This window comes from Streptomyces sp. NBC_00158 (assembly GCF_045160885.1).
In the GTDB taxonomy this organism is placed as follows: domain Bacteria; phylum Actinomycetota; class Actinomycetes; order Streptomycetales; family Streptomycetaceae; genus Streptomyces.
Genome location: NZ_CP108161.1, coordinates 4,445,764 through 4,461,279, shown reverse-complemented (window position 1 = coordinate 4,461,279; position 15,516 = coordinate 4,445,764). Strand labels below are relative to the sequence as shown.

Sequence of the window (15,516 nt, the reverse complement as noted above, 5' to 3'; positions counted from 1 at the left end):
CGCAAACGGCCCCGCACCTCTGGAGCATCCATGGCCCCCCTCAAGATCACCGTGATCGGTACCGGCTACCTGGGCGCCACCCATGCCGCGGCCATGGCGGAACTCGGCTTCGAGGTGCTGGGCCTGGACGTGGTCCCGGAGAAGATCGCGATGCTGGAGGCCGGCCGGGCCCCGATGTACGAGCCGGGCCTGGAAGATCTGCTCGCCCGGCACGTGGCGGGGCTGCCGGGGTCCACCGGGCGGCTGCGGTTCACACGGTCCTGGGAGGAGCTCGGCGAGTTCGGCGACGTCCACTTCGTGTGCGTGAACACCCCGCAGAAGCACGGCGAGTACGCCTGCGACATGTCGTACGTCGACTCGGCGTTCGAGTCGCTGGCCCCGCACCTGACCCGGCCGGTGCTGGTGGTCGGCAAGTCGACGGTGCCGGTGGGCTCCGCGGCGCGGCTCGCGGCGAAGCTGGCGGAGCTGGCCCCGGTGGGCGCGGAGGCGGAGCTGGCGTGGAACCCGGAGTTCCTGCGCGAGGGCTTCGCCGTGCAGGACACCCTGCACCCCGACCGGATCGTCGTCGGCGTCCGGGGCGAGCGCGGCGAGAAGCTGCTGCGCGAGGTGTACGAGACCCCGATGTCCGAGGGCAGCCCGCTGGTGGTCACCGACTTCCCGACGGCGGAGCTCGTCAAGACGGCCGCGAACTCCTTCCTGGCGACCAAGATCTCCTTCATCAACGCGATGGCGGAGGTGTGCGAGGCCGCGGGCGGCGACGTGGTCAAGCTGGCCGAGGCCATCGGCCACGACGAGCGGATCGGCTCGAAGTTCCTGCGCGCCGGCATCGGCTTCGGCGGCGGCTGCCTGCCCAAGGACATCCGCGCCTTCATGGCCCGGGCCGGCGAGCTGGGCGCCGACCAGGCCCTGACCTTCCTGCGGGAGGTCGACTCCATCAACATGCGCCGCCGCGGCCACATGGTCGAGCTGGCCCGCGAGGCCGTCGGAGGCTCCTTCCTCGGCAAGCGGGTCGCCGTCCTCGGCGCCACCTTCAAGCCCGACTCCGACGACGTCCGCGACTCCCCCGCGCTCAACGTCGCCGGGCAGATCCACCTCCAGGGCGGCCAGGTCACCGTCTACGACCCCAAGGGCATGGACAACGCCCGCCGGGTCTTCCCCACCCTCGGCTACGCGGACTCCGCGCTCGCGGCGGCCCGCGGCGCCGAGGTCGTCCTGCACCTCACCGAGTGGCGCGAGTTCCGCGACCTCGACCCGGCCGAGCTCGGCGCCGTCGTCACCGACCGCCTGGTCCTGGACGGTCGGAACGCGCTCGACCCCGTGCGCTGGCGGGCGGCCGGCTGGACGTACCGGGCGATGGGCCGACCGCAGGCCTGACCCGCGCCACCGCCTCGACGGACGGAGTCCGGCGCAGCGGACCGAAGCCCGCGAGGCGCCCCGGCGCCGAGCGGCGCGAGGACCGCGTCAAGAAGGGGACGGTCGGAACGCGCTCGACCCCGTGCGCTGGCGGGCGGCCGGCTGGACGTACCGGGCGATGGGCCGACCGCAGGCGTAAGGGTTTCCGGGGGTCTGCCGGTTGAGCAGGGCGTACATCCATACCCACTTTTGATGGATCTCAGTCAAAAAAGTGGAATAAACGACTGGGTAGACTCTGCGCCGATGACCACGACCAGCAGCCCCCCAGCCCACCCGACCGCATCCGCGACGGCGGCGCCCGCCTCCCGGCGCGGCCGGCGGGCATCCTTCGAGACGGCCGTGCGAGGACGCGGCGCCCTGCTCGCCATCGCGGGGTTCTGGCTGGCCAGCCGGGCAGCGATGCTCTGGATGCTCGTCAACGACTTCTTCAGCTCGAACGTCGTCCGCGTCGAGGTCACCGCGACCTACCACAACTGGTACAACGTCCTCGTCACGTGGACGCTGCCGCAGAACGACATCATGTGGCAGTACCCCCCGGCCGCCGCGGCGATCTTCCTCTCGCCCGACCTGCTGCCGTTCCTCACCTACTTCCAGGCCTTCGTGGCCCTGACGGTGCTCTGCGACGGCGTGGTCCTGCTCGGCCTCGTCCGCGCCGCGCGCCGCAGCGACGGCAGCATGGCCGGCGCCCTGGTGTGGCTGGTGACGCTGCCGATGATGATGGCGACCCCGTTCGCCCGCTACGACATCCAGGTCACCCTGCTCGCGGTCTTCGCCCTCCTCGCGCTGCGGAACCGCCCGAAGCTCGGCGGGGTCATCGCCGGCATCGGCGCGATGGTCAAGGTGTGGCCGCTGCTCACCCTGCTCGGCACCCCGCGCGGCAAGTCGACGCGGGACGCCTTCGTCGCGGCCGCGCTGTCCGGCGCCGCGCTGCTGGCCGTCTTCGCGCTGCTGTTCCGCGACACCCTCGGCTTCCTCGGGAACCAGGGCGACCGCGGCGTGCAGGTCGAGTCCCTCGGCGGCTCCGCGCTGATGGCGGCCCGCCTCCTGGACCTGTGGCCCGGCGAGATCAACTTCCAGTACGGCGCCTTCGAGTACGTCGGCCCGTACGTGCCCGCCATCGCGCGGGCCTCGCTCGGCCTGACCGTGGTCGGCTTCCTGCTGCTCCTGCTGTGGCGCGTCCGGGCCAACCGCTGGTCGAGCGCGACGCCTTTCGACGCCGCGCTCTGCGCGATCATGGTCTTCACGGTCACCAGCCGCGTCATCAGCCCGCAGTACATGATCTGGCTGCTCGGCCTCGCCGCCGTCTGCCTGACCTCCAGGAACACCACCCAGCGTCCGGTCGCCTGGCTGCTCATCGCCGCCAACGCGCTGACCACACTGATCTTCCCGGTCTGGTACGGCTCGGACATCCTCACCAACAGCACGCTCGGCACGATCCTGCTGTGCGCGCGCAACGGCCTCCTGCTCTACGCCACGGTGTGGTCGATGGTCCGGCTGTGGAAGGCGACCGTCCTGCCGAAGCGGGCCCTGGCCTCCCTCTAGGGAGTCGGCCTGCGGTGCTGGGCGGCGCGGGCCGTGAACTCCGCGTCACGCAGCACCCGCTGGGCGTTGCCCCAGGTCAGCAGGGCCACGTCGGCTTCCGACCAGCCCCGTTCCAGTAGTTCCGCGATCAGGTGCGGGTAGCCCGAGGGGTCGGTGAGGCCGGCCGGGCGGGGGCCGCCCCGTTCGGCGCCGAAGGCCGCTCCGAGTCCGACGCCCTCCGGGCCCGCGATGGCCCGTACGTGGTCCAGGTGGTCGGCCACCGCGTGCAGGGAGTCCCCGGTCCGCGCGGTGTCGAAGGTGACCATCGCCAGTCCGTTCGCCGCCCGCAGCGCGAGCAGCACCTCGTCCGTGACGTTGCCCGGATGCGGGTTGAGGGCGGCGGCCCCCGCGTTCGAGATGATCACCGGCGCCTTGGACGCCGCCGCGAGCTGGCAGGCCGCGGCCGGCGGGCAGCCCGTCAGGTCCAGCAGCATCGCCAGCCGGTTCACCTCCTTGACCACCTCGTGGCCGAAGGCCGTCAGGCCCTCCTCGGCCCAGGGGGCGCCCGCGGGCGCGAGGATGCGGACGCCCAGCGCGTGGAAGGCCCGCAGCGCACCGAGGGAGTCGGTGAGCGTACTGCCGGGGACGGGCCCCAGGAACGAGGCGATCCGGCCCCGGTTGCGGGCGTCGACCATGTCGTCGGCGCTCAGCGCGAGGCACAGGCTGTCGGAGTAGCGGCGCATCAGGGACCGCGCCACGTCGATCTGTTCGAGGGTGTCGGACACCACCTGGTCGGCGGCCGCGCCCTCGCGCGGCCGGCCCGGGGGCACGAGCAGCGTCCAGAACTGGGCGCCCACCCCGCCGGCGCGCAGCCGGGGGATGTCGGTGTCGACTCCGGTGTCCGGGGTTTCGATGTCGTGGTACGGGCTCTGGCGCAGGGTCCAGACGAGGGTGTTGCACCCGTCCGCGACGGGATGGACGGCGAGCAGCTCGGCTGCCCGTTCCAGGGCGCCGCCCACGAACGCGGGGGCGGGGGCGGGGACGTCTTCGGCTCCGACGCCCACGGAGTGGGGTTCATCCTGCAGATCGGCCATGGCAGTGGCTCCGGTCTCGGCGGCAGCAGGGAGAGAAGATGGTGCCACCGTGACACGTGGGGAGCCGGGGCCGCCCGGCGGATGTGGCGTTCGGGTGGTGCCGTAGCCTCCCGGCGGGTTGCGGGGGGGCAGGGGCCGCAGGCCGGGGGCCGGGCCTCGGCGGGCCTGCGGGCTGCCCGGGGTCCGGTCCGAGCCGGGAGCGGGCCGGGCCACGGGCCGGGAGCCGGTCCCAACCGGACCCCGGTCAAGCCGGGCCCGGCCCGGCCGGGGGACGGGTGGGGCCGGCTCCCGGGTGGCGGGGCGTCAGGGGCGGGCGTTGGACGGGCCCCGGGTGGCCGAGAGTTCCCGGGCCGTCGACTCCGCGTCGCGCAGCACCCGTACCGCGTTGGACCAGGTCAGCTTCGCCAGGTCGGCCCGGGACCAGCCGCGCCCGATCAGTTCCGCGATCAGGTTCGGGTAGCCCGACACGTCGTCCAGCCCGGCCGGGGTGAACGCGGTGCCGTCGAAGTCGCCGCCGATGCCGATGTGGTCGACGCCGGCCGCCTCGCGCATGTGGTCCAGGTGGTCGGCGACGGTGGCGGCGGTGGCCACCGGGCGCGGGCGGGCCGCCTCGAACTCCCGGTGCAGGGCCATCGCCCCGGGAGTGGTGTCGAGGTGGTGGAAGCCGTGCGCGCGCAGGTTCTCGTCCGCCGCGAGGGTCCACTCGACGGCGGCGGGCAGGATGAACTTGGGCACGAAGGTGGCCATCGCCACCCCGCCGTTGCCGGGCAGCCGCTCCAGCACGTCGTCGGGGACGTTGCGCGGGTGGTCGCAGACCGCGCGCGCCGAGGAGTGCGAGAAGATCACCGGCGCCCGCGAGGTGTCGAGGGCGTCGCGCATCGTCGTCGCGGCGACGTGCGAGAGGTCCACGAGCATGCCGATGCGGTTCATCTCGCGCACGACCTCGTGGCCGAAGCCGGTGAGGCCGCCGTGCCGGGCCTCGTCGGTCGCCGAGTCCGCCCAGTCGATGGTGTCGTTGTGGGTGAGCGTCATGTACCGCACGCCCAGCTGGTGCAGGGCGCGCAGGGTGGCGAGCGAGTTGTTGATGGAGTGGCCGCCCTCGGCGCCCATCAGCGAGGCGATCCGGCCCTCGGCGCGGGCCGCCTCCATGTCGTCCGCCGTCAGCGCGCGCACCAGCGACCCCGGGTAACGGGTGATCAGCTGGTCGACGGCGTCGATCTGCTCCAGGGTGGCGCTGACCGCCTCGTCGCCGCTGTAGTCGGAGCGCACGTACACGGACCAGAACTGGGCGCCGACCCCGCCGGCCCGCAGCCGGGGGAGGTCGGTGTGCAGGTGGCCCGACTGGTCGCCGGCGATGTCCCGCCGGTCGAGGTCGTAGCGGACCTGCTCGCGCAGCGCCCAGGGCAGGTCGTTGTGCCCGTCGACGACCGGGTACTCGGTGAGCAGCTCCCGGGCCTGCGCCAGCAGGTCCGCCGCGCTCACTTGCCGAACCCGAAGGACTCCGAGCCCGCGACCTTCGTGCGCAGCCGCTTGCCCTTCTCGGTGGCCTGGTCGTTCAGCTCCTGCTGGAAGTCGCGCATCCGGCCGAGCAGCTCCGCGTCGTGCGCGGCCAGCATGCGTACGGCCAGCAGGCCCGCGTTGCGCGCCCCGGCGACGGAGACGGTGGCCACGGGGACCCCGGCGGGCATCTGGACGATCGACAGCAGCGAGTCCATGCCGTCGAGGTACTTCAGCGGGACCGGCACGCCGATGACGGGCAGCGGGGTGACGGAGGCCAGCATCCCGGGCAGGTGGGCGGCCCCGCCCGCGCCCGCGATGATCGCCTTCAGGCCCCGGTCGGCAGCCTGCTCGCCGTACGCCACCATCTCGCGCGGCATGCGGTGGGCGGAGACGACGTCGACCTCGTAGGGGATCTCGAACTCGTCCAGGGCCTGGGCGGCGGCCTCCATGACCGGCCAGTCGGAGTCCGAGCCCATGACGATGCCTACGACGGGGGAGGTGCTCATTCGGTGATCGTTCCTCTGAGGTAGCCGGCTGCGTGACGTGCGCGCTCCAGCACATCGTCCAGGTCGTCGCCGTAGGTGTTGACGTGGCCGACCTTGCGGCCGTGTTTCACGTCCTTGCCGTACATGTGGATCTTCACCTGCGGATCGTGCGCCATGCAGTGCAGGTACCCCGCGTACATGTCGGGGTAGTCCCCGCCGAGCACGTTCGCCATGACCGTCCAGCGGGCCCGGGGGCGCGGGTCGCCCAGGGGGAGGTCCAGGACCGCGCGGACGTGGTTGGCGAACTGGGAGGTGACCGCACCGTCCTGGGTCCAGTGACCGCTGTTGTGCGGTCGCATGGCCAGCTCGTTGACGAGGATGCGGCCGTCGGTGGTCTCGAACAGCTCCACGGCCAGGTGGCCGGTCACGTCGAGCTCCCGCGCGATGCGCAGGGCCAGGGCCTGGGCCTCGCCCGCGAGGGATTCGGAGAGGTTGGGGGCGGGGGCGATCACCGTGTCGCAGACCCCGTCCACCTGGATGGACTCGACGACGGGGTAGGCCACCGCCTGGCCGTGCGGGGAGCGGACGATGTTGGCCGCGAGCTCGCGGACGTAGTCCACCTTCTCCTCGGCGAGGACCGGGACGCCCGCCTTGAAGGGGGCCTCCGCGTCCTCGGGGGTGCGGACGAACCACACGCCCTTGCCGTCGTACCCGCCGCGCACCGTCTTGAGGATGACGGGGAACCCGCCGACCTCTTCCGCGAAGGCCGCCACGTCCGCCGGATCGCTCACGATCCGGTGGCGGGGGCTGGGCGCGCCGATCTCGTCGAGCTTGGCGCGCATCACCCCCTTGTCCTGGGCGTGCACCAACGCGTCGGGCCCCGGCCGGACGGGGATGCCGTCCGACTCCAGGGCCCGGAGGTGCTCGGTGGGTACGTGCTCGTGATCGAAGGTGATCACGTCGCAGCCGCGCGCGAAGGCGCGCAACGTCTCCAGGTCGCGATAGTCGCCGATGACGACGTCGCTCACGACCTGGGCCGCCGAGTCCTGTGGGGTGTCACTGAGGATCTTGAATCTGATGCCGAGGGGGATACCCGCCTCGTGGGTCATGCGGGCGAGCTGACCGCCGCCGACCATGCCGACTACCGGGAACGTCACGCCTCCAGGGTATCCGCCGGTATTCCGCCATTCGGACGGGACCCTGGCGCGGACCCGCCGGTGCCCTCCCGGAGCCCCGTGTGCCGTGCGTCGCAAGGGGTCCCGGGGCGCAGACTCCCGCCACGGGGGACACTTAGCATGGTGGGGTTGACGAAATCGGGTGACGCGCCGCCGCGGGGCGACGACGACGGACAGGGACTGAACCATCACATGAGCAGCACGCCGAAGGCCGTACCGCTGTCCGAGCGCTTCCGCGGTCTGGCCCGGGAGGTCGTCAAGTTCGGGGCCGTCGGCGGAGCCGGTGTCCTGGTCAACTTCGGTGTCTTCAACCTGCTGCGCAGCACGACCGACCTGCAGACGGTGCGCGCCAACGTGATAGCCATCGTGGTCGCGATCATCACGAACTACGTGGGGTTCCGTTACTTCACCTACCGTGACCGCGACCTGGGCAGCCGGCGCCGCGAGATGCTCCTCTTCGTCCTGTTCAGCGGCATCGGCATGGTCATCGAGAGCGGCGTGCTCTACGTCGGCACGTACGGCCTCGGCTTCGACAGCTCGCTCGCCAACAACGTCTTCAAGTTCTTCGGCATGGGCGTGGCGACCGTGTTCCGCTTCTGGTCCTACCGCACCTGGGTCTTCAAGGCGCTGCCCACCCCGGCCGCGCACTCGCTGGTCGTCGAGCAGCGCGACGGGCACGACGCGCCCACGGCCCCCCGCGCCCCCGAGCCCGCGGCCAACCAGGGCTGAGGGCCGACGGCTACCTGACCGTACGCTCCGGCTCCGCGCGCTCGGGGGCGGTGCGGCTGAGGAAGAGCGCGAACACCGGCGGCCGGCTCTGGAGCAGTTCCAGACGGCCGCCGTCCGCTTCCGCGAGGTCCCGGGCGACGGCCAGGCCGATGCCGGTGGAGTTGCGGCCGCTGATGGTCCGCTCGAAGATCCGGTTGCCGAGGTCGGGCGGGACGCCGGGGCCCTCGTCCGTGACCTCGATGACGGCCTGGTTGCCGGTCACGCGGGTGCGCAGGGCGACGGTGCCGCCGCCGTGCATCAGCGCGTTCTCCACGAGGGTCGCCAGTACCTGGGAGACCGCGCCGGGGGTGCCGACGGCGCGCATGCCGGTCTTGCCGGAGCGGACCACGGCCCGTCCGGCGCTGCGGTAGGCCGGCCGCCACTCCTCCACCTGCTGCTTGACGACCTCGTCGAGGTCGAAGGGGACCGCGGAGCCGGTCCGGGGGTCCCGGGAGTTCGTCAGCAGCCGCTGGACCACGTCCGTGAGCCGCTCCACCTGGGTGAGGGCGATGGTCGCCTCCTCCCGGACGGTCTCCAGGTCGTCGGTGACCGTGATCTCCTCCAGCCGCATCGACAGGGCGGTGAGGGGGGTGCGCAGCTGGTGGGAGGCGTCGGCGGCCAGGCGCCGCTCGGCGGTCAGCATGCGGGCGATCCGCTCCGCGCTGGAGTCGAGCACGTCGGCGACGCGGTCCAGCTCGGGGACCCCGTAGCGCTTGTGCCGGGGCCGCGGGTCGCCCGACCCGAGCCGTTCGGCGGTCTCGGCGAGGTCGGTGAGCGGGGAGGCCAGCCGGTTGGCCTGGCGGACGGCGAGCAGTACGGCCGCCACGACCGCCAGCAGCGCCACCGCGCCGACCACGGCCAGGGTCCGCCCGACCTCCTTGGTGACGGTGGCGCGGGACTCCTCGACCACCACGAGCACGCCCTGCTCGCCGCGGGCGGTGCCCCGGATGACGCTGTCCTCGATCCGGTCGCCGACCTCGACCGTCGGGCGGCCGGCGATGGTGATGCGGGCGTACGTGCCGAGGTCGAGCTGCTCGGCGATGGCGCCCGCGTCGACGGGCTTGTGCTCCAGGGCGTCCGCCTCGACGATGCCGAGCAGCCGCAGCGCCTCGGAGCCGATGCGGTCCTGGGCGCTGCTGGTGATGGTCCGGGTCTCCACGATGACGAGGGAGACCCCGAACACGGCGATCACGACGAGCACCACGGCGAGCGTGGAGTTGATGAGGCGGCGGCGCATGCCCTGGGTGTCAGCTCTTCTCGAAGCGGAAGCCGACGCCCCGGACGGTGGCGATGTAGCGGGGGTTGGCGGCGTCGTCGCCCAGCTTCTTGCGCAGCCAGGAGATGTGCATGTCGAGGGTCTTGGTGGAGGACCACCAGGTGGTGTCCCAGACCTCGCGCATCAGCTGGTCGCGGGTGACGACCCGGCCGGCGTCGCGGACCAGGACGCGCAGCAGGTCGAACTCCTTGGCGGTGAGCTGGAGCTCTTCCTCCCCCATCCAGGCGCGGTGCGACTCGACGTCGATGCGCACGCCGTGGGTGGCGGGGGCCTGGCTGGCCTCGGTGGCGCCGCGCCGCAGCAGGGCCCGTACGCGGGCCAGCAGCTCGGCGAGGCGGAAGGGCTTGGTCACGTAGTCGTCGGCGCCGGCGTCGAGGCCGACGACCGTGTCGACCTCGTCGGCCCGGGCGGTCAGTACCAGGATCGGGAAGCCGTGGCCCTCGGCGCGCAGTCGCCGGGCCACCTCCAGGCCGTCCATCCCGGGCAGGCCCAGGTCCAGGACGACGAGGTCGACGCCGCCCTGCAGTCCGGCGTCCAGGGCGGTGGGACCGTCCTCCCGGACCTCGACCTCGTACCCCTCCCGGCGCAGGGCGCGGGCGAGGGGTTCCGAGATGGATGCGTCGTCCTCGGCGAGCAGTACACGCGTCATGTGGGTGATGGTAGTCCGCGGCGGCTGAAAGCAGGCGCTTGCCCGCACACCCCTCTCGAACTGGGGTTATTAACTACTACCCGCCTTCGAACATGATGGATCGGTTCCCCGGAATCCTGTGATCCATATCTCAAGGCCTTCCATATGCATCGGTGCCCTGTCGTATGGTGGCGGAACGCCCGATGCACTATCGAGGGGACATTTGCGCTCAAATCCGAGCCAAGATCCTCAAATTCTGCTCTGGTCGGTTGGTTCCGGCCCAGATGACAGTGAATGACCTATGGGCCGGGCCCGGCACGCGAGGAGGCGTGCAGGGCGTGGATCCCGGTTACGGCTGACCCATCACCCCGCCATAGCGGGACACGAGACCCCAGGGCGTGGGGTGGGACATCCGTCGCCGGTGCCGGCCAACCCCCACCGGGCGCTGAACAGCTCACGAAGCCAAGCGTCCCGAGCAAGCAAGGATCGACCATGGCTTCCAGCCTGACGAAGGACTCGGCGACTCCGGCGCCGGAAAAGACCTTCCTCGGCCACCCCGTTGGCCTGGCCACGCTGTTCATGACCGAGATGTGGGAGCGCTTCTCCTACTACGGCATGCGTGCGCTTCTCGTTCTGTACTTGGTCTCCGGCGGCGTCGACGCCGCGACCGGCAGCCAGGGCGGAGGCCTCGGCTTCACCGCGGCGACTGCCACCGCCATCTACTCGGTGTACGTGGCGCTGGTCTACCTCATGGCCCTGCCCGGCGGCTGGTTCGGCGACCGCGTCTGGGGCGCCCGCAAGACCGTCGCCATCGCCGGTGTCGTGATCATGGCCGGTCACGTGGCGCTCGCGGTGCCCGGCCAGCTCTCGTTCTTCGTCGGTCTGCTGCTGGTCGCGGTCGGCTCCGGTCTGCTGAAGGCCAACATCTCCACGATGGTCGGCCACCTGTACAAGGGCGTGGACGACCCGCGCCGTGACAGCGGCTTCACGATCTTCTACATCGGCATCAACATGGGTGCCCTCCTCGCCCCGGTCGGCATCGGCATGGTCGGCGAGCTCGTGAACTGGCACCTCGGCTTCGCGCTCGCCGCCGTCGGCATGGGCATCGGCCTCCTGGTCTTCCTGCTCGCCGGCCGCACGCTGGACCCGAAGAGCAGCCTGGTCCCGAACCCGCTGACCCCGGCCGAGCGCAAGGCCGTGATCGTCAAGGCCCTCGCGGTCGTGGCCGTCATCGCGGTCTTCTACACCGCCGTGACCATGGCCGACATGTTCACGATCAAGTGGGCGCTGTACCCGATCACCATCGCCGGTCTGATCATCCCGGTCGCCGTCCTCGCCCGCATCAAGCGCGACAAGGACCTGACCGCGGGCGAGCAGAGCAAGATGAGCGCCTACATCTGGTTCTTCGTGGCCGCCGCCGTCTTCTGGATGATCTACGACCAGGGCGGCTCGACCCTCTCGCTGTTCGGTGACAAGAACTCCGAGCGCAGCCTGTTCGGCTGGGAGATCCCGACCGTCATCTTCCAGTCGCTGAACCCGGCCTTCGTGGTGGCTCTGGCCCCGGTCTTCGCCGCCGCGTGGCTGCTCCTGGCCCGCCGCAACCGCGAGCCCAGCACCATCGTGAAGTTCTCGGTGGCTCTGGTCATCGTCGGCGCCTCGTTCTTCGTGTTCGCCATTCCGCTGAGCCAGACCGCCGGCAACGACACCAAGGTCACCATGTGGTGGCTGGTGCTGATCTTCCTGATGCACACCGTCGCCGAGCTGTGCCTGTCGCCGGTCGGCCTGTCGGTCACCACGAAGATGGCGCCGCAGAAGTACTCGTCCCAGATGATGGGCGTGTGGTTCCTCGCCGTCACCGCCGGTGACTGCGTCACCGGTCTGCTCGGCCTGGCCGACGTGAAGATGAACGGCGTGGGCGTGATCCTCTTCCAGGCGGCCGCCGCCGTGGTCGCCGGTCTCGCGATCTACATGTACCGCAAGAAGGTCGACGCGCTCGTGGGCGACTCGAACTGAGTCTCCCCCCGCGCGAGCGGTGAAAGGCCCGGCACACCGGAAGGTGTGCCGGGCCTTTCCGCTGTCCGGGAGGGACCGTCAGCGGGTGCCGCGCAGGCGGCGCCACGGGGTGAAGGTGAAGACCGCACCGCCGAGGAGGATGACGGTGCCGGCGACCAGGGCGAGGGCCTTGAGGCCGCCGTCGTCGTCGGCGCCGGTCTCGGCGAGGCCGCCCGCGGCGCCGGAGCTGCCGGAGGCCGCCGCGGAGCCCGCGGAGGTGGAGCCGGAGCCGCCCGGCTGGGCGGTGGTGTCCAGCTCCAGGGAGACGCCGCTGCTGGACGCCTTGCACGGCACGTTGATCGGCGTGGAGCCCGGGGCCATCGTGACGTCGATCGTCAGCTGGTCGGGGCTCAGCGTCACCTTGCCCGACTTGCCGGGCTTGTAGGTGCCCGTCATGTCGCTGAGGCTGACCGGGGCCTTGTCCGGGATCGGCTCCGCGTTGGCCGGACCGGTGACCTTGACCGTGCCGCTGTCGGCGCCGCCGAGCTTGATGGCCATCGAGGGCTTGAGAGCCCCCGCGGGCAGCGCCATGGGGGCGGCCATGGCTCCCTTCGCGGTCTTGACCGTGAGGTCGAAGGCGCCGCTCGCGTTCTTCTTGGCGTTGACGGTGACCGGGGTCTTGATGCCGCCCGGGACGACCGCGCCGCAGTCGTAGGCCACCTCGACCGCCTTGCCCGGGAAGTCGGTCTGGCCGCCGCTGCCGCCGGTGGAGCCCGTCGAGCCCGTCGAGCCGGTGGAGCCCGTCGAGCCCGTGGAGCCGGTGGATCCCGTGGAGCCCGTGGAGCCGGTGGATCCCGTGGAGCCGGTGGAGCCGCCCGAGGTGGTGGAGCCGCCGGTGCTGCCGCCGCCGTCCGCCACGTCGATGACCGCCCCGCCCTTCACCTCGCCCACCGGGGCGCACTTGGTGACGAAGGTGCCGAAGGAGAAGGTCACCGCGACCTCGTACTTGCCGGGCGTCACGGTGATCTTCCCGGCCTTGGTCAGCTTCAGCTTGCCCTTCATGGTGGACATCACCATGGGGGCCTTCTTCGGGATCTCCGGGTTCTTCTTCTCCCCGACGACCTTGACCTCCCCTCCCCCGCCGCCGACGGTGAGCCAGCCCGTGGGCTGGACCGAGTCCTTCGGGATCACCATCAGGTCGGTGTTGTTCGAGGCCGGCTTCACCGTCTCCCACGACACGTCGACCTCGTCGCCGACCTTGGCCGTGGCCGGTGCGGTGATCTTGGCGGTGGTCTCGCCCTCCACCGGGTCGCCGCCGCCGGCCGGCGGTACGCACTTGACCTTGAACGTGGCCTCGGCGGCCTGGGCGGGGGAAGCCGCCACGGCGATACCCGCGCCGCTGAGCAGCAGCGCGACCACGGCCGCGCTCGCCCTCCGTTGGGTCTTCACGATGGTCCCTTCGTCGTCGGACTGTGATCGGACGGTGCGGATGTCTGTGGGGGTCCCGCGTCCCGCGGCCCGGGGTCGGGGGCGTGGGCGGGGGCGGGGGCGGGCGGCTGCGGCTGCGGGGTGAACCACGGCAGGGCCGGCGGCTGCGCCCCGGGAGGGGCGCCCGCGGCCGTGACCCGGGGCAGCCGGGCGGTGACCGCCACCGCCGGGTCCGGGGCGGCCTTCGGGCCCCGGTGGCGGCCGGCGGACCCCGCCGCGCGGGGGCGGACCCGGTCGACGACGGCCATGCCCGCCCGGAAGAGCGCCGTCGGGATCACCACCAGCAGCAGGCCCCAGAAGAGCAGCACCCCGTACGGGCGGTCCACGCCCCAGGGCTGCGCGGCCAGCACCGTGTCCCCGTACTTGAGGGAGACCGTGTAGTCGCCGTGGGCGCCCGCCGGCAGGGCCACGTCCAGCGCGACCTCCGCCTTGCCGCCGGGCGGGATCGTCCCCTTCCAGCGGGCCTCCTCCCACACCGGGGCGAAGACCCCCCGCGCGGTGCCGAGCTGGAAGACGGGGTCCTTGACCGGGGCCGAGCCGAGGTTGCCGACGGTGGCGGTGAACTTCCGGCCGGGCGGGGCGCCGAACCAGGTCAGCACCCCGTCCTCGCCCGCCAGCCGGACCCCCGTCAGCATCGCGAGGCGGGCCGTGCCGGACTCGGCGGGCAGCTCGGCCACCGGGTGGCCGGTGATCCTGATCGGCACGGCCACCGTGGACTGGTCCCCGTTGACGGAGGTCACGTTGACCACGCAGGGGCAGGGCTTGGGCGGCTCCGCGACCGGCAGCCGGGCGGTGAAACGGCCGTCGTCGGTGACCGAGACGGCCGCTCCGTCGGCGTTGGCGCAGCTGTTGGTGCCGCCGATCATGTTCTGGCCGCAGACCAGCAGCATGACCAGGGTCTTGGGCCGCCAGCCGGTGCCGGTGACCGTGATCTCGGTGCCCTTGGCCGCCTCCTGGAGGGAGAGCGCCGCGGCGGGCTTTCCCTCTGCCGCCGCGGCCGGGGCGGCCGCCGGGAGCAACGGGAGCAGCACCAGGGCGAGTGCCGCCAGGGCCGCGCCGAGGGGGGACGCGGTCTTCGCGCCGGCCGTGCGGCTCACCTGGGTGCCCCCGTCAGCTCGTGCTCGTGCGAGTGCTCGTGCGAGTGCTCGTGCGAGTCCTCGTGTGCGCGGATGGCCGGTGCCCCGGCCGGCCGGCTCCCCGGCGTACCCGGCGCCTCCTCGCGCCGGGTGCGCCGGGGGCTCCGTCCGCGCCGGGCCCGTACGAGGAGCAGTGCGGCCAGGGCGCTCCCGCCGAGGGCGAGCAGGGTGCCGGCGGCCAGGCCGGCGGTGCCGCCGGGGGCCAGCCAGGCCGCGGCCGTGGCGGTGGCCGGGGCCGCGCCGGGGGCGGTGGCGGTGAGGGTGAGGGCGACCCGGTCGAGGGCGGGCGCGCCGGGCCAGGGTTCGCTCAGCCGGGCCCGCTGGCCGGGTAGCAGCTCGACGGGCAGGGCGCGGGCGGGCCGGGCGGGGAGGTCGTGCAGGGTGCCGTCGGGGCTCAGGGCGAGCTCCGGGGCGAGGGCCACGTTGCCCCGGTTGACCAGGGTGTAGTCCACGACGGTGGCCGCGCCGTGGCCGCGTACGGATACGTCCTCGACGGTGAGGGCGGCCACGGCCGGGCCCCCGACGCGCAGGTGGACCCGTACGCCCGCCTCGCGGCCGGTTTCGGCGGCGACCACGGCGGCCGGGTGGTCGCCGGGCGTGGCGGCGGGCGGCACGGTGACGGTGAAGGGGACGACCGCGCGGGTGCGGGGCGGGAGCTTCACGGTGGCGGAGCCGCCGAAGCTGATCCAGGAGCCCGCGCCGGAGGCCCCGGGCGCGGCGGGGCGCACGGCGAGGGCGCCGTCCGGGGTGTTGTGGGCGTCGGCCCCGCGCAGGGTGACGGTGTGCTCGCGGTCGCCGGGGTTGTCGAGGGTGAGGCGGTCCTCCAGGACGGTGCCGGCGGGGCCCGCGAGGTAGAAGTACGGGCGGGCGGAGCCGGGGCGGGCGGTGGCCGGCCCGACGGTCCAGCCGGGCGTACCGGGATCGTCGGCGGCGGCCGGGGCCGTGCCGCAGAGGGTGGCGGCGGTGAGGAGTACGGCGCCGAGGAGTGCGGCGCCGGGCCGCTGGGGGCCGCGTCGTCCGCGGGCGGGGGGCACGGGCGG

At 72.7% G+C, this 15,516-nt stretch carries 13 protein-coding genes; 4 read left to right on the top strand and 9 right to left on the bottom strand.

The window, feature by feature from the left end:
- Positions 1-30: 30 nt before the first annotated feature.
- Both OG553_RS20620 and OG553_RS20615 read left to right on the top strand, forming a co-directional pair.
- Complete coding sequence (locus tag OG553_RS20620) at positions 31-1,374, top strand: UDP-glucose dehydrogenase family protein (RefSeq protein WP_405980402.1); 1,344 nt, start codon at positions 31-33, stop codon at positions 1,372-1,374.
- A 282-nt stretch (positions 1,375-1,656) separates the two neighbouring features.
- Positions 1,657-2,955 carry a glycosyltransferase 87 family protein gene (locus OG553_RS20615; RefSeq protein WP_405980401.1) on the top strand — a complete coding sequence of 433 codons (1,299 nt, stop codon included), beginning with the start codon at positions 1,657-1,659 and terminating at the stop codon, positions 2,953-2,955.
- Here OG553_RS20615 and OG553_RS20610 read toward each other — a convergent pair.
- The 4 genes from OG553_RS20610 to OG553_RS20595 all read right to left on the bottom strand — a co-directional run bounded on the left by OG553_RS20610 (position 2,952) and on the right by OG553_RS20595 (position 7,266).
- Positions 2,952-4,028, bottom strand: coding sequence for a membrane dipeptidase (locus tag OG553_RS20610; RefSeq protein ID WP_405980400.1), 1,077 nt, complete (start codon positions 4,026-4,028; stop codon positions 2,952-2,954). The genes OG553_RS20615 and OG553_RS20610 overlap by 4 nt on opposite strands.
- Before the next feature lie 303 nt (positions 4,029-4,331).
- Complete coding sequence (locus OG553_RS20605) at positions 4,332-5,510, bottom strand: dipeptidase (RefSeq protein ID WP_405980399.1); 1,179 nt, start codon at positions 5,508-5,510, stop codon at positions 4,332-4,334.
- Entirely contained in the window at positions 5,507-6,034 is a 528-nt protein-coding gene (purE, locus tag OG553_RS20600; RefSeq protein WP_405980398.1) for a 5-(carboxyamino)imidazole ribonucleotide mutase, read from the bottom strand. The genes OG553_RS20605 and purE overlap by 4 nt, the downstream gene beginning before the upstream one ends.
- Positions 6,031-7,266 carry a 5-(carboxyamino)imidazole ribonucleotide synthase gene (locus OG553_RS20595; protein WP_405980397.1) on the bottom strand — a complete coding sequence of 412 codons (1,236 nt, stop codon included), beginning with the start codon at positions 7,264-7,266 and terminating at the stop codon, positions 6,031-6,033. The genes purE and OG553_RS20595 overlap by 4 nt, the downstream gene beginning before the upstream one ends.
- 114 nt (positions 7,267-7,380) lie before the next feature.
- Between OG553_RS20595 and OG553_RS20590 the strand changes: the two genes are divergently transcribed.
- Complete coding sequence (locus tag OG553_RS20590; protein WP_405980396.1) at positions 7,381-7,917, top strand: GtrA family protein; 537 nt, start codon at positions 7,381-7,383, stop codon at positions 7,915-7,917.
- Positions 7,918-7,927: 10 nt separating this feature from the next.
- Here OG553_RS20590 and OG553_RS20585 read toward each other — a convergent pair whose 3' ends face one another.
- Both OG553_RS20585 and OG553_RS20580 read right to left on the bottom strand, forming a co-directional pair.
- Positions 7,928-9,193, bottom strand: coding sequence for an ATP-binding protein (locus tag OG553_RS20585; protein WP_405980395.1), 1,266 nt, complete (start codon positions 9,191-9,193; stop codon positions 7,928-7,930).
- 10 nt (positions 9,194-9,203) lie between these two features.
- Positions 9,204-9,881: a response regulator transcription factor gene (locus tag OG553_RS20580; RefSeq protein ID WP_007264490.1), complete on the bottom strand. Its 678-nt coding sequence runs from the start codon at positions 9,879-9,881 to the stop codon at positions 9,204-9,206.
- A 471-nt stretch (positions 9,882-10,352) separates the two neighbouring features.
- On the opposite strand from OG553_RS20580, the gene OG553_RS20575 reads away from it, so the two are divergent.
- Entirely contained in the window at positions 10,353-11,873 is a 1,521-nt protein-coding gene (locus OG553_RS20575; RefSeq protein WP_405980394.1) for a peptide MFS transporter, read from the top strand.
- A 78-nt stretch (positions 11,874-11,951) separates the two neighbouring features.
- Here OG553_RS20575 and OG553_RS20570 read toward each other — a convergent pair whose 3' ends face one another.
- The 3 genes from OG553_RS20570 to OG553_RS20560 are packed head-to-tail and all read right to left on the bottom strand — an operon-like array spanning position 11,952 to position 15,510.
- Positions 11,952-13,301 carry a hypothetical protein gene (locus OG553_RS20570; protein WP_405980393.1) on the bottom strand — a complete coding sequence of 450 codons (1,350 nt, stop codon included), beginning with the start codon at positions 13,299-13,301 and terminating at the stop codon, positions 11,952-11,954.
- The gene (locus OG553_RS20565) at positions 13,298-14,437 is read right to left on the bottom strand and encodes a neocarzinostatin apoprotein domain-containing protein (protein WP_405980392.1); all 1,140 of its coding nucleotides are present in this window, start codon (positions 14,435-14,437) and stop codon (positions 13,298-13,300) included. The genes OG553_RS20570 and OG553_RS20565 overlap by 4 nt, the downstream gene beginning before the upstream one ends.
- Positions 14,434-15,510: a hypothetical protein gene (locus tag OG553_RS20560; RefSeq protein WP_405980391.1), complete on the bottom strand. Its 1,077-nt coding sequence runs from the start codon at positions 15,508-15,510 to the stop codon at positions 14,434-14,436. Before OG553_RS20560 ends, OG553_RS20565 begins: the two co-directional genes overlap by 4 nt.
- Positions 15,511-15,516: the final 6 nt, after the last annotated feature.

Bases quoted from the DNA above. Each gene is read 5' to 3' on its own strand.
- OG553_RS20620 (WP_405980402.1), top strand. From the start codon at position 31: ATGGCCCCCCTCAAGATCACCGTGATCGGTACCGGCTACCTGGGCGCC.
- OG553_RS20615 (WP_405980401.1), top strand. From the start codon at position 1,657: ATGACCACGACCAGCAGCCCCCCAGCCCACCCGACCGCATCCGCGACG.
- OG553_RS20610 (WP_405980400.1), bottom strand. From the start codon at position 4,028: ATGGCCGATCTGCAGGATGAACCCCACTCCGTGGGCGTCGGAGCCGAA.
- purE (WP_405980398.1), bottom strand. From the start codon at position 6,034: ATGAGCACCTCCCCCGTCGTAGGCATCGTCATGGGCTCGGACTCCGAC.
- OG553_RS20590 (WP_405980396.1), top strand. From the start codon at position 7,381: ATGAGCAGCACGCCGAAGGCCGTACCGCTGTCCGAGCGCTTCCGCGGT.
- OG553_RS20585 (WP_405980395.1), bottom strand. From the start codon at position 9,193: ATGCGCCGCCGCCTCATCAACTCCACGCTCGCCGTGGTGCTCGTCGTG.
- OG553_RS20580 (WP_007264490.1), bottom strand. From the start codon at position 9,881: ATGACGCGTGTACTGCTCGCCGAGGACGACGCATCCATCTCGGAACCC.
- OG553_RS20575 (WP_405980394.1), top strand. From the start codon at position 10,353: ATGGCTTCCAGCCTGACGAAGGACTCGGCGACTCCGGCGCCGGAAAAG.